At 67.1% G+C, this 12,326-nt stretch carries 11 protein-coding genes; 4 read left to right on the forward strand and 7 right to left on the reverse strand.

Annotation, left to right across the window (positions count from 1 at the left end):
* Positions 1 to 47: 47 nt before the first annotated feature.
* Positions 48 to 632, reverse strand: coding sequence for a response regulator transcription factor (locus ABE464_RS01055; protein WP_179459225.1), 585 nt, complete (start codon positions 630 to 632; stop codon positions 48 to 50).
* Entirely contained in the window at positions 629 to 1,855 is a 1,227-nt protein-coding gene (locus tag ABE464_RS01060; RefSeq protein WP_346470364.1) for an ATP-binding protein, read from the reverse strand. Before ABE464_RS01060 ends, ABE464_RS01055 begins: the two co-directional genes overlap by 4 nt.
* 144 nt (positions 1,856 to 1,999) lie before the next feature.
* Between ABE464_RS01060 and ispG the strand changes: the two genes are divergently transcribed.
* The 3 genes from ispG to ABE464_RS01075 all read left to right on the forward strand — a co-directional run bounded on the left by ispG (position 2,000) and on the right by ABE464_RS01075 (position 4,823).
* On the forward strand, positions 2,000 to 3,265 hold the full coding sequence (ispG, locus tag ABE464_RS01065) for a flavodoxin-dependent (E)-4-hydroxy-3-methylbut-2-enyl-diphosphate synthase (protein WP_346470365.1): 1,266 nt from the start codon (positions 2,000 to 2,002) through the stop codon (positions 3,263 to 3,265).
* On the forward strand, positions 3,246 to 3,953 hold the full coding sequence (locus ABE464_RS01070) for a phosphatase PAP2 family protein (RefSeq protein WP_346470366.1): 708 nt from the start codon (positions 3,246 to 3,248) through the stop codon (positions 3,951 to 3,953). Before ispG ends, ABE464_RS01070 begins: the two co-directional genes overlap by 20 nt.
* 222 nt (positions 3,954 to 4,175) lie before the next feature.
* Positions 4,176 to 4,823 carry a response regulator gene (locus ABE464_RS01075; protein WP_019183265.1) on the forward strand — a complete coding sequence of 216 codons (648 nt, stop codon included), beginning with the start codon at positions 4,176 to 4,178 and terminating at the stop codon, positions 4,821 to 4,823.
* Positions 4,824 to 4,875: 52 nt separating this feature from the next.
* On the opposite strand, the gene ABE464_RS01080 is transcribed toward ABE464_RS01075, so the two are convergent.
* From ABE464_RS01080 to zwf, 5 genes are all read right to left on the reverse strand, one after another.
* Positions 4,876 to 5,535 (reverse strand): bifunctional 4-hydroxy-2-oxoglutarate aldolase/2-dehydro-3-deoxy-phosphogluconate aldolase, encoded by a 660-nt coding sequence (locus tag ABE464_RS01080; RefSeq protein WP_346470367.1) that lies wholly within the window; start codon positions 5,533 to 5,535, stop codon positions 4,876 to 4,878.
* Between the two features lie 200 nt (positions 5,536 to 5,735).
* Positions 5,736 to 7,652: a phosphogluconate dehydratase gene (gene edd / locus ABE464_RS01085; RefSeq protein ID WP_346470368.1), complete on the reverse strand. Its 1,917-nt coding sequence runs from the start codon at positions 7,650 to 7,652 to the stop codon at positions 5,736 to 5,738.
* Positions 7,653 to 7,697: 45 nt separating this feature from the next.
* Positions 7,698 to 8,420 carry a 6-phosphogluconolactonase gene (gene pgl / locus ABE464_RS01090; protein ID WP_346470369.1) on the reverse strand — a complete coding sequence of 241 codons (723 nt, stop codon included), beginning with the start codon at positions 8,418 to 8,420 and terminating at the stop codon, positions 7,698 to 7,700.
* Positions 8,417 to 9,424 (reverse strand): glucokinase, encoded by a 1,008-nt coding sequence (gene glk / locus ABE464_RS01095; RefSeq protein WP_346470370.1) that lies wholly within the window; start codon positions 9,422 to 9,424, stop codon positions 8,417 to 8,419. Before glk ends, pgl begins: the two co-directional genes overlap by 4 nt.
* Positions 9,421 to 10,860, reverse strand: a complete 1,440-nt coding sequence (gene zwf / locus ABE464_RS01100; RefSeq protein ID WP_346470371.1) for a glucose-6-phosphate dehydrogenase — start codon at positions 10,858 to 10,860, stop codon at positions 9,421 to 9,423. Before zwf ends, glk begins: the two co-directional genes overlap by 4 nt.
* A 320-nt stretch (positions 10,861 to 11,180) precedes the next feature.
* Here zwf and ugpC point away from each other — a divergent pair, with 320 nt between their 5' ends.
* Positions 11,181 to 12,272 (forward strand): sn-glycerol-3-phosphate ABC transporter ATP-binding protein UgpC, encoded by a 1,092-nt coding sequence (gene ugpC, locus ABE464_RS01105; RefSeq protein WP_346470372.1) that lies wholly within the window; start codon positions 11,181 to 11,183, stop codon positions 12,270 to 12,272.
* The last annotated feature ends 54 nt before the right edge of the window (positions 12,273 to 12,326 follow it).

Raw genomic sequence — 12,326 nt, forward strand, 5'->3', positions numbered from 1 at the left:
CTTCGGGTCGCCGTTTCTGTGTCATGCCGCAGGGTGCGAGCGAGGCCTCAGCGGCTCGGATCGCGCTCCGGGCTCGGCCGCTTGGCCAGCTTGCGCTGCAGCGAGCGCCGGTGCATGCCGAGCAGCCGCGCAGCGGCGGACACATTGCCGCCGGTTTCATGCATCGCCTGCTGGATGTGTTCCCACTGCAGCCGGCTGATCGGGGTCATCGCATCCGGCGGTTCCATGTCGCCATCGTCGGCCGGACCATCGTCTTCCTCGCCGAGTGCGCGCAGGATCATCGGCACCGTGGCCGGCTTGGGCAGGTAATCGTCGGCACCGAGTTTGATGGCTTCCACCGCCGTGGCGATGCTGGCGTAGCCGGTCACCAGCAGGATCCGCATGTCTTCGCGCAGGGCGCGCAGCGGTTGGATCAGCGCCAACCCGGATTCGGTGCCGAGCTTGAGGTCGATCAACGCGTAGGCCGGCGGCTGCTGCCGGGCCAGCAACAGGGCCGAGGCGGTATCGCTGGCGGTGACGGTTTCCAGCCCTTTGCGGGCCAGGCTGCGCTGCAGCGTGCGCAGGTACAGTTCGTCGTCATCGACCAGCAGGCCGTGACTGGCCAGGCCGGGGGCCGGAGTGAAGGTGGTCATGCGGAAGTCTCCCGTGGGGACAAGGGCAGGCGGAAGCCGACGCGCGTGCCGGCACCGTTGGCCGGGCGCATCCACAGCTCGCCGTCCAGGCGTTCGATGGTGGCGTGGGACAGTGCCAGGCCGACGCCCATGCCGTCGGTCTTGCCGCTGTTGAACAAGGTGCCGGGCAGGACCGCCTGGCGCGCGTCGAAGCCGTGGCCGTAATCGCGGACTTCGCCGATCAGGTCGTCGCCTTCGATGCGCAGCGACAGATCCACCTGCGGGCGGTCGGCTTTCTCGCCGGCGTCGGCGGCATTGTTGAGCAGCACCATCAGCAGGTGCCCGATACCCGGGTCCAGCGGCAGGGTCAGCGGGGCATCTTCATTGCGATGCAGTGCGATGGTCGGGCGCACCAGCCGCCACTGTTCCAGCACCTGCGGCAAGGTCACCGCATCGCGGCCCGGGGCATCGCCCGCAGCCGGGCGGGCGAGGGCGAGCACGCGCTCCCGGCACTGCACCAGCAGCTCGCGCAGGGTTTCCACGTCATCGCGGACCTCGCTGCTCTCGGTCTGGTCGGCGATATCGTCGGCAAGCAGGGTCATGGTCGCCAGCGGGGTATTGAGTTCATGCGCCACCGAAGCGGCGTGGGTCGCCAGCGCCACGATGCCCTCGTTGCGCACGAAGCGCTCGCGCAGCATCGCCAGCTCGTGTTCGCGCTGGCGCAGGGCGATCGCCAGCCGGGTTGCGAACACCAGCACCACCGTGGCCGACAGCAGGAAGTTGCAGACCACCCCCCACTGCTGCATCTGCGCGCCGGTGAAATAGCCGCTCGGCAGCGGCAGGCCGAACACCCCGCTCACCGCATAGCCGATCAGGCAGGCTGCGGCGACGGCCAGGGTCCAGCGCAGGGGCAGGGCGAGCGCGGCCAGTGCGATCAGGATCAGGAACAGCGAGCCGAAGGGATTGGCGATGCCGCCGCTCCAGCCCACCATCCAGGTCAGCACGGTGACATCCACCAGGATATGGCCGAAGGCAGTGACCGGTGCGGTGTCCGGCTCCTGCACACGCAGCTGCGCGTACAGGTTGAACAGGGTCAGCGCGGCAACACCAGCCCAGAGCGGCAACTGCGGCAGCTCCAGGCCCAGCACCCAGGTGGCCACCAGGATGGTGGCGGCCTGGCCAGCCACGGCCAGCCAGCGCAGGCTGCACAGGGTGCGGAGAAAGGGGGCGTCGGTACCGGTCATGTCCGCACATCGTATGCGCTCCGGACAGGACCTGCCTGCGACAATCGGCCGCATCAGGCGGGCGCGGCGCGCAGGCGGTACGGAACATGAGTGCCTAGCAACGGTGGGCACCTACCCGCGCGCTGGGCGCGCTAAAATAGGTGAATGCATGACGCCGTGACCCGACCGACCCAACCCGCCGACTCCGCCGTGTGGGCCCGCCGCCAGACCCAGCCCGTCCATATCGGCGGCGTGGTCGTGGGTGGGGGCCATCCCGTGGTGGTGCAGTCCATGACCAACACCGACACCGCCGATGTCGCCTCCAGCGTGAAGCAGGTGGCTGAACTGTGGCGTGCGGGCTCGGAGATGGTGCGGTTGACCGTCAACAATCCCGAGTCGGCCGCGGCTATTCCGCGGATCGTGGAGAAGCTGCAGATGATGGGGATCGATGTCCCCCTGATCGGCGACTTCCATTACAACGGCCACCAGCTGCTGACCCAGGAGCCGGCCTGCGCCGAAGCCCTGGCCAAGTACCGGATCAATCCGGGCAACGTCGGCTTCGGCAAAAAGAAGGACACCCAGTTCGCGCAGCTGATCGAGTTTGCGATCCGCTACAACAAGCCAGTCCGCATCGGCGCCAACTGGGGCTCGCTGGATCAGTCCCTGGCCGCGCGCCTGATGGACGAGAACAGCCAGCGCGAGCAGCCCTGGGATGCCGGCCGGGTGCTGCGTGAAGCGCTGATCCGTTCGGCGCTGGATTCGGCTCAGACCGCCGTGGAACTGGGCCTGCCGCGCGATCGCATCGTGCTCTCGGCCAAGGTCAGCGGCGTGCAGGAACTCATTGCGGTGTACCGCGATCTGGCCCAGCGCTCGGATTTCGCGCTGCATCTGGGCCTGACCGAAGCCGGTATCGGCAGCAAGGGCATCGTCGCCTCCTCGGCGGCGCTGGCCGTGCTGCTGCAGGAAGGCATCGGCGACACCATCCGTATCTCGCTGACGCCCGAACCGGGCCAGTCCCGCACGGCCGAAGTGATCGTTGCCCAGGAGCTGCTGCAGACCACCGGGCAGCGGGCCTTCACGCCGCTGGTCACGGCCTGCCCCGGCTGCGGCCGGACCACCTCGGAGTTCTTCCAGGAGCTGGCCAAGGTCGTGCAGAACCACGTGCGCGAGAAAATGCCGGTCTGGAAGGTGAGCCACCCGGGTGCGGAGAACATGACCCTGGCGGTCATGGGCTGCATCGTCAACGGGCCGGGCGAATCGCGCCATGCCAACATCGGCATCTCGCTGCCGGGCACCGGGGAAACGCCGGCCGCGCCGGTGTTCGTGGATGGCGAAAAGACGGTCACCCTGCGTGGCGAGAACATCGCCCAGGACTTCGTCACGCTGATCGATGAGTACGTCGAACGCACCTATGTCCGACGCGTTGGATAAGCCGGCGGTGCTGGCCGCAGCGGAGCCGGCCGCCGGCGTCCGCCACTGGATGGGCCGCAACGCCTGGCGCTTCGTGCTGCTGTTTGTCGGCGTGCTGCTGCCATTGGCGGGCTTCGTGGCCTTGGCCGATGAAGTGCACGAGCTGGAGGCGATCTACTTCGATGACCTGCTGCTGTGGAAGCTGCACGCCCTGCATTCGCCGGGCCTGGACCGGTTCTTCGTGCTGCTCTCCAAGCTGGGCTACGAGTGGTTCCTGATTCCGGCCGACGTGCTGATCGTGGGCCTGCTGGCCTGGCGCAAACGCTGGCGCGAGGCCAGTTTCGTGGCGATCTGCTTTGCCGGCTCTGCCCTGCTGAACCTGGGCAGCAAACGCTTCTTCCAGCGCGACCGCCCCAGCCTGTGGGAGTCCATCGCCCCGGAGAGCACCTTCAGCTTTCCCAGCGGCCATGCCATGGGCTCGATGACCTTGGCCGTCACCCTGGTGCTGCTGTCCTGGAACACCCGCTGGCGCTGGCCGGTGGCGCTGTCCGCACTCACTTTTGCGGTCCTGGTGAGCGTCTCGCGCATGTACCTGGGGGTGCATTACCCGTCCGACATCCTGGCTGGCTGGTGTGCCGCCCTGGTGTGGGTGGTAGGGTGCTTCCTGGTCATGTTCCGCCGCCGTCACCCGTGGCGGCACCGCCACTGAGGGCATTCCGGCGGTAAACTGGCCGAAAACGGCATGAAGGTGGGCCGCATCGATAGGCTGTCCCTTTGGAACAGGCTAGGATGAGAGGCGCAGGGGGAGGGGCAGGACAGCACGTCTGTGATGCGCGGACCAGAACGCGATGATGGGGAACCTCGTTCCTTGTGATCGCCACATACCGCGGCTAGGCTTGCCCCCGTTCACAGTGTTTAACGAGGTTGGCGGATGACGATTCGAGTGTATCTGGTGGACGATCATGCTCTGGTACGCACGGGCATGAAGATGATCCTCTCCAACGAGACCGACATCGAGGTCGTCGGCGAGGCGGAGAGCGGCGAAGATGCGCTGCCGGATATCCGCCGCCTGCGGCCTGACGTCGTGCTGTGCGACCTGCACCTGCCGGGCGTCAGCGGCATGGAAGTCACCGAGCGCGTGGTCCGTGGCGATCACGGTACCCGCGTGGTGATCGTCTCCGTGCTTGAAGACGGCCCGATGCCCAAGCGCCTGCTCGAAGCCGGCGCGTCCGGTTACATCGGCAAGGCCTGCGATGCGCAGGAGCTGCTGCGCGCGGTGCGTGATGCCGCACTCGGCCGCCGCTACCTGGGCAACAGCATCGCGCAGAACCTGGCGCTGTCGAACGTGGAAGGCAACCACTCGCCGTTCGACACCCTGTCCCCGCGCGAACTGGAAGTCGCCCTGCTGCTCACCCAGGGCCTGCGCCAGGAAGACATCGCCAAGCGCCTGAGCCTGAGCGCGAAGACCGTCAACACGCACAAGGCCCGCCTGTTCGAGAAGATGGGCATCAACGACAACATCGCGCTCGCGCGCATGGCCAGCCAGTACGGCCTGGTGGATCCGGCACGCCCGATGTAACCGCGCGCTGGCGGCAGATAAAAAACGCCCGGGCATGCCCGGGCGTTTTCGTTCAGTGCGCGCGCACCCGCGCCACGATCTTCGCGGCCTGGGCCGCACTGTCGCGCACTTTGTCCCACTCACCGCGCTCGATCCAACCGCCCGGCACCATCCACGAACCGCCGATACAGACCACGTTCTTCTGCTCCAGGTACTCGGCCGCCGTATCTTCGGTGATGCCACCGGTCGGGCACAGCTTCAGATCCGAAATCGGACCGGCCAGACCCTTGATCATCGCCAGCCCGCCCACGGCCGAGGCCGGGAACAACTTGCACACCCGGAACCCGCGCGCATACAGCGCCAGCATCTCCGTCGGCGACGCCGCACCCGGAACAACCGGCAACGGCGCCTGCGCCAACGCATCGGCCATATGCGCCGGCGTACCCGGCGTGACCAGGAAATCCGCACCCGCATCGATCGACTGCTGCATCTGCTCCACGGTCAACACCGTGCCCGCACCCACCACCACATCCGGCAGCTCGCGCTTGAGCATGGCAAGCGCTTCCATCGCCACCGGCGTACGCAGCGTCAGCTCGATCGCCGGCAGCCCGCCCTCCAACAACGCCGCACTGACCGCACGGGCCTGATCCAGCGTATGCACCGTCACCACCGGCAGAATGCCGGCAGCCTTCAACAGGGTTTCAGCGCGCTTCTGATGTTCGGCGATGCTCATGCGTTTCCAATCCTTCTTTCAAAAAGTACGACGCCAACAACGCGCCGAAAAGTGTCCGGAGGCAGCGGATGGCCCCAACCAGGACCGTTAAGCGGCATGGATGCCGCTTTACGAGCCCCCATGGATGGGTTCACGGCGCGTCCTAGTTGGGGCCATCCGCTGCCTCAACCAGGACACCCAGCCGCCGCTCTTGCGTCAGCTCAGGCGTCCTTACCCTCATGCGGCGCTTCCGCAGCCGCGGCATCATGCCCAAGCTCGTATTCCGCATCGTAATTCCAGATGCTGCCGTCATCGGCGGCCGGCCCACACGAGATCGACATCGCGCCCTGATCGGCCGGACCCACCAGACGGCGGCTCATCGCGAACAGATTACGGCCCAGATCGTGCCCGGCCGGCGCAGTGTTCGGCGCCGGCTCACGTGCTGCGAACTCGGCTGCGTCCACCAGCAGTTCCAGCGTGCCGGCTTCACCATCCAGACGGATGATGTCGCCCTCGCGCACGCGTGCCAGCGGACCACCACGCGAAGCTTCCGGCGTCATATGGATTGCCGCCGGGAACTTGCCCGAGGCACCGGACAGACGACCATCAGTGACCAGCGCCACCCGGCGCCCCTGGTTCTGCAGCAGGCCCAGCAACGGCGCCAGCGAATGCAGCTCCGGCATGCCGTTGGAGCGCGGGCCCTGGTAACGCACCACCGCCACGAAATCGTGTGGCAGCACGCCCGCCGCGTGCAGCTTGTTCAGCACCTGCGGCGCATCGACGACCACCGCCGGCGCCTCGATCGTGCGGAACTCCGGCTTCACCGCCGACAGCTTGATCAGCGAACGGCCGAGGTTGCCGCGCAGCAGGCGCAGGCCGCCCTGCGACTCGAACGGATTGGCCACGCCACGCACCACATCCGGATCGGCACTCTCGCGCACGCCATCGATGTAGGTCAGCTTGCCGTCGCGCAGTGCCGGCTCCTGGCCGTACTGGTGCATGCCGCCTTCGGCCACGGTCTGCAGGTCGGCATGCATCAGGCCGGCCTCCATCAGCTCGCGGAACACGAACGCGGTGCCGCCTGCGGCAGCGAAGCGGTTCACGTCGGCTTCGCCGTTCGGATAGACCCGGGCCAGCAGCGGGATCAGCTGCGAGAGCTGGTCCATGTCGTCCCAGGTCAGCACGATGCCGGCCGCACGCGCCACTGCGATCCAGTGGATGGTGTGGTTGGTCGAACCGCCGGTGGCCATCAGCGTGACCACGGCATTGACGATCGCGCGTTCGTCGATCAGGCGGCCGAGCGGACGGAAGTCGTCGCCCAGTGCGCTGATCTCCAGCGCACGCACGGCCGCGTGGCGGGTCAGTGCGTCGCGCAGCGGTGTATCCGGATTGACAAACGAAGCGCCCGGCATCTGCACGCCCATCGCCTCAAGCAGGGTCTGGTTGGAGTTGGCGGTGCCGTAGAAGGTGCAGGTACCGGCGCCGTGGTAGGAGGCCGCCTCGGCTTCCAGCAGTTCCTCGCGGGTGGCCTGACCGGCCGCATAGCGCTCGCGCACTTCGGCCTTCTGCTTGTTCGGGATGCCCGGGGTCATCGGGCCGGCCGGCAGGAAGATCGCCGGCAGATGCCCGAAGGCCAGTGCACCGATCAGCAGGCCGGGCACGATCTTGTCGCAGACGCCGAGGTAGACGCTGGCGTCGAACATGTCATGGCTCAGGCCGATCGCGGTGGACTGGGCGATCACATCGCGCGAGAACAGCGACAGTTCCATGCCGCCGCGGCCCTGGGTGACGCCGTCGCACATCGCCGGCACACCACCGGCGACCTGGGCGGTCGCACCGAGTTCGCGCGCGGTTTCGCGCAGGATCTCCGGGTAGTGCTCGAACGGCTGATGTGCCGACAGCATGTCGTTGTACGCGGTGATGATGCCCAGGTTGGGCGTCACGCCGCCGCGCAGGCGCGACTTGTCGGTCGGGCCGCACGCGGCGAACCCGTGGGCGAGGTTGCCGCAGCTCAGGCGCGAACGGAACGGACCGTCACGCAGGGCCGCGTCGACACCGGCCAGGTAGGCGGCGCGCGAGGCGACGCTGCGCTGGACGATGCGCTCGGTGATGGCATGGAGTTTGGGATGCAGGCTCATTGGCTACCGGCTATGAGAAGGCGAACGGAACAACACCGGGGCGACTCAGTCACACCAGTGGACGCGCAGTTTCGCGCCGTCGAGATCGATCGCATTGAGGATGGGATACAGCTGCGGATTGTTGCTTTCCAGCGCGTGCTTGAGCACTTCCAGCTTCTGCTTGCCACGTAGCAGCAACAGGCGCTGGCGGCTCTGCTTCAAGCCATGCGGCGTGAGGGTGATGCGCAGCGGCCACTGATTGGCACCGGGGCAGCCGGTGGCATCCAGCGCCGCGTAGGGCAGGGTGCTTTCCAGTGCCCGGGTCAGATCCTTCGACCCCGGGAACAGCGAGGCGGTGTGGCCATCGTTGCCCATGCCCAGCACGCTCAGGCACGGGCGCTGGCTGTGCTGGGCCTGCAGGTTGGCGCTGTAGACGCATTCGGGCAGCGGCTTGCCGATCCGCACCAGCGGGTCGAAATGCGCACCGTCGGCACGGTTGAGGAAGCTCTCGCGTACCAGCCAGGCATTGCTGTCGCGATCCTGCGGCGACAGCCAGCGCTCATCGACCAGGCTCACTTCCACCCGGTCCCATTGAACATCCAGCTCGGCCAGCGCCTGGTAGATCGGCGCCGGCGTGGTGCCGCCGGAGAGCAGCATACGCGCCCGGCCGAATTCGGTGATGTCGCGGTTGAGTTCGGCGGCCATTTCAGCGGCCACGGCCTCGATCCAGCCATCGGCATCGCCGTGACGGATCAGGGTGAAACGGTCGGACGTATCCAGGGTATTCATGCGGTGCCTCCCGGCAGATCGCGTTCCACATCCGCCGCATACGCGGCCGCGCCGAGCAGGCCCGGGCTGGGGTGCATCACGGCCAGTGACGGCACCTTGGACATGATCGAAGAGAAGCGGCCCTTGTGTTCAAAGCGCTGGCGGAAGCCGGAATGCTGCAGCGAATCGAGCATCTTCGGTACCAGACCGCCGGTCAGGAACACGCCGTCCCAGGCGCCCTGCATCAGCACCAGGTCGCCGGCGATCGCACCGAACACCGCGCAGAACACATCCACGGTCCGCATCGCCTGCGGGTCCCCATGCAGTGCACGCGCAGTGACGTCCACCGGCTGCAGCTGGCCCGGGTCGATGCCGGCCATCTCGCACACGGCGCGATGGATGTTGACCAGACCAGGGCCGCAGATCAGGCGCTCGTTGGAAACGCGCCCGAACTGCTCGGACAGGATCTCCAGAATGCGGATCTCCTCCGGCGTGCCCGGCGGGAAGCTGACGTGGCCACCCTCGGTTTCCAGCGGATAGCAACGGCCGTGGCGCAGGATCAATCCACCCACCCCCAGGCCGGTACCCGGGCCGATCACCGCATAATTGCGCGGCTGGCCGGGCTTGCCCGGCACCCATGCCGCGCCGCCAACCTGGATCACGTCGTGCGGCTGCAGCAGCGAGATCGCCATTGCCTGCGCGGCGAAGTCGTTGATCAGGTGCAGTTCGTCGAAGCCGAGCATGTGCGCGGTGCGCATGCGCGAGATCACCCACGGGTGATTGGTGATGCGTGCTTCGTCGCCGTCCACGCGGCCAGCCACGGCGAACACGCCGCGTTTTGCCTCCGCGCCGATCTCGTCCAGGTAATGACGCGCCGCTTCACCCAGCGAGGGGAATTCGGCGACGCGGAACTCGCGGATGCTGTCCTGCTGCAGCGGGGCTTCCAGCGAGGTATCGGCAAGCGCGAAGCGTGCGTTGGTACCCCCGATATCCGCCACGAGGACCGGTTGGGACACCACCGTCATGCCTGGCCACCGCGGCCGGCCTCGGCATCCACATCGGCCGGCAGGAAACCGGCCGCTTCCTTCGGACCCCACTCGCCAGCCGGGTAGGGCTGCAGCGGCAGGCTGGCCGCTTTCCAGGCATCGCTGACGCTGTCGATCCAGGCCCAGGCAGCGCGCACTTCGTCATCACGCACGAACAGGGCATGGTTGCCGTTGAAGGCATCCAGGAACAGGCGTTCATAGGCGATGCGGCGGTGCAGGCCGGTCGGTACCGACAGTTCCAGTTCCAGCGGGTGCAGCTCCAGTGCGCCCCATTCCGGGCCGGCCAGCGAGCTCATCAGGCCCAGCTCGATGTTTTCCTGCGGCTGCAGCTGGAAGGTGATGCGGTTCGGCGTGGCGTTGCCGCGGTGCGGGCGTTCGAACAGCCAATGCGTGACGGGCTTGAGGTTGACCACGACGCGCGTGGTGCGCTCGGCCAGGCGCTTGCCGGTGACCAGGTGGAACGGCACGCCGCTCCAGCGCCAGTTGTCGATATGCGCGGTGACGCCGGCGAAGGTTTCCACGTCGCTGCCTTCCGGCGGCTGGTAGGCCTGCGCAGGCTGCCCGTTGATGGTGCCGGCGGTGTAGCGGCCGCGCACGCTGTCACGTGCGGCGTGCTTGGCGTCCAGCGGGCGCAGGGCGCGCAGCACTTTGACCTTTTCATCGCGGATGCGGTCGGCTTCCAGCGAGGCCGGTGGTTCCATCGCGACCAGACAGAGCAGCTGCAGGATGTGGCTCTGGACCATGTCGCGCAGCGCGCCGGAGCGGGCGTAGTACGCGTCACGGCCGTCCACGCCTTCGCTTTCGGCGACCAGGATGTGCACCGATTCAATGTAGTTGCGGTTCCAGACCGCCTCGAGCAGCGTGTTGCCGAAGCGCAGCGCGATCAGGTTCTGCACCGCAGCCTTGCCCAGGTAGTGATCCAGACGGAACACGCGGTCTTCGTCGATCCACTGGCCGATGGTGGAGATGATCTCCTCGGCACTGGCGCTGTCGCTGCCGATCGGCTTTTCCAGCATCAGCCGGTGCGGGGCGGCCAGTGCGCCGCCCTTGGCCAGGCCTTCGCAGGTGGAGATGTACAGGCCCGGTGGGATCGCCAGGTAGCTCACGCAATGGCGGTCGACCAGGTCATGCACCGATTCGGCCACCGACTCGGGATTGCGCAGGTCCACCGAGCGGTAGTCGATGCGCTGCAGCAGCGAGTGGATGTCGTCCTGGCTGGCCATGGGCATGGCCTGCTGCAGGCGCGGGCGCAGGATCTCGCGGAAGGCCTCGGTGTCGTGCGGCGACAACGCGAGCGCGCGGATTTTGAAGTCTTCCGGGAGCAGGCCGTCGCCGAGGAGTCGCAGCAGCGAGGGGAACAGATAGCGCTGGGCCAGATCACCTGTGGCGCCAAACAGGAAAAGGGTGTCGTGCATCGCTCGAGTTTCAGATCCGGGTGACATCGTTGTCAATCGCTTCTCGTCTATGTTCTCGGGGGTCGGGCGGGGTAGCTTGTCTGCCCGACATGATGGCCTGCCGACCCGGTGTCGGGAGGGATTTCGCATCCTTCCCGGCAATCAGGTCACGGCCGACCATCGGATAGTGCCACGTGAAAACGTTTACATGGCAGAATGCGCAGACTGTATTCGATTGCAGTGGTCGCCGTCATGCGGCACCACGCCATCGACCTGCCATCGGGAGGGCCGAAGGCAGTTCCGCATAACAGCCCGGAGACCGGGCGGACTGGAATGGTGATATGGCAAAAGTGCAGCTGCAGGGCGTTCGCAAGGTCTATGACAACGGTCAGGTGGCCGTGCAGGGCGCAACCTTCGAAGTGGCCGATGGTGAATTGATGGTGCTGGTGGGGCCGTCCGGGTGTGGCAAGTCCACACTGCTGCGCATGGTCGCCGGGCTGGAAGAGATCAGCGGCGGCACGCTCACGATCGGCGACCGCGTGGTCAATGACGTGGCGCCCAAGGATCGTGACATCGCGATGGTGTTCCAGAGCTACGCGCTGTACCCGCACATGACCGTGGCCGAGAACCTGGCCTTCGGCCTGAAGCTGCGCGGCCACGACAAGGCGACGATCAGCAAGCGGGTCAGCGAGGCGGCCGAAACGCTGGGCCTGACCGACATGCTCGACAAGCTGCCCAAGGCGATGTCCGGCGGCCAGCGTCAGCGCGTTGCGCTGGGTCGTGCGCTGGTGCGTGAGCCGGCCGTGTTCCTGCTCGATGAGCCGCTGTCCAACCTGGATGCCAAGCTGCGCCACAGCGTGCGCACGGAAATCGCGCAGCTGCACCGCAAGCTGGGCACCACCATGATCTACGTGACGCACGACCAGGTCGAAGCAATGACCCTGGGCCAGCGCATCGTGGTGCTCAAGGATGGTGTGATCCAGCAGATCGATACGCCGATGGCGCTGTACGACCGTCCGGCCAATCTGTTCGTCGCCGGCTTCCTCGGCAGCCCGGCGATGAACGTGCTGCGCGGCACCCTGCAGCGCACCGACAGCGGTTTCGCCGTGCAGGACACCGCGCTGACCGCCCCGCTGGGCCAGGCGCGCATCGATCAGAACTGGGTCGGCAAGGCGATCGCCGTGGGCGTGCGCCCGGAGCATCTGCAGCCGGCCGCTGCCGGGGATGCGACTGCGTTCGAGGCGATGATCGACGGCATCGAGCCGGTCGGCAACGAGATCTTCGTCAACATGACCAGTGGCGGCCAGCCGTTGGTCATGCGCGTGGCGCCGCAGGCGTTGCCCTCCGTCGGTGAGCCGATCCGCGTGGCGATCCAGCCGCAGGGTCTGCACTTCTTCGATGCGCAGAGCGGCGAGCGTCTGAAGGACGCGTAAGGCGAGGATGGGTGACGGGATTGCCGGCCAGCGGCCGGCACTACCGGGCGGTGG

Source organism: Stenotrophomonas sp. TWI587 (assembly GCF_039674145.1).
GTDB classification, from domain to species: Bacteria; Pseudomonadota; Gammaproteobacteria; order Xanthomonadales; family Xanthomonadaceae; genus Stenotrophomonas; species Stenotrophomonas maltophilia_AY.

Coding starts and splice junctions, on each gene's coding strand:
- ABE464_RS01055 (WP_179459225.1), bottom strand. CDS start 632: ATGACCACCTTCACTCCGGCCCCCGGCCTGGCCAGTCACGGCCTGCTG.
- ABE464_RS01060 (WP_346470364.1), bottom strand. CDS start 1,855: ATGACCGGTACCGACGCCCCCTTTCTCCGCACCCTGTGCAGCCTGCGC.
- ispG (WP_346470365.1), top strand. CDS start 2,000: ATGCATGACGCCGTGACCCGACCGACCCAACCCGCCGACTCCGCCGTG.
- ABE464_RS01070 (WP_346470366.1), top strand. CDS start 3,246: ATGTCCGACGCGTTGGATAAGCCGGCGGTGCTGGCCGCAGCGGAGCCG.
- ABE464_RS01075 (WP_019183265.1), top strand. CDS start 4,176: ATGACGATTCGAGTGTATCTGGTGGACGATCATGCTCTGGTACGCACG.
- ABE464_RS01080 (WP_346470367.1), bottom strand. CDS start 5,535: ATGAGCATCGCCGAACATCAGAAGCGCGCTGAAACCCTGTTGAAGGCT.
- edd (WP_346470368.1), bottom strand. CDS start 7,652: ATGAGCCTGCATCCCAAACTCCATGCCATCACCGAGCGCATCGTCCAG.
- pgl (WP_346470369.1), bottom strand. CDS start 8,420: ATGAATACCCTGGATACGTCCGACCGTTTCACCCTGATCCGTCACGGC.
- glk (WP_346470370.1), bottom strand. CDS start 9,424: ATGACGGTGGTGTCCCAACCGGTCCTCGTGGCGGATATCGGGGGTACC.
- zwf (WP_346470371.1), bottom strand. CDS start 10,860: ATGCACGACACCCTTTTCCTGTTTGGCGCCACAGGTGATCTGGCCCAG.
- ugpC (WP_346470372.1), top strand. CDS start 11,181: ATGGCAAAAGTGCAGCTGCAGGGCGTTCGCAAGGTCTATGACAACGGT.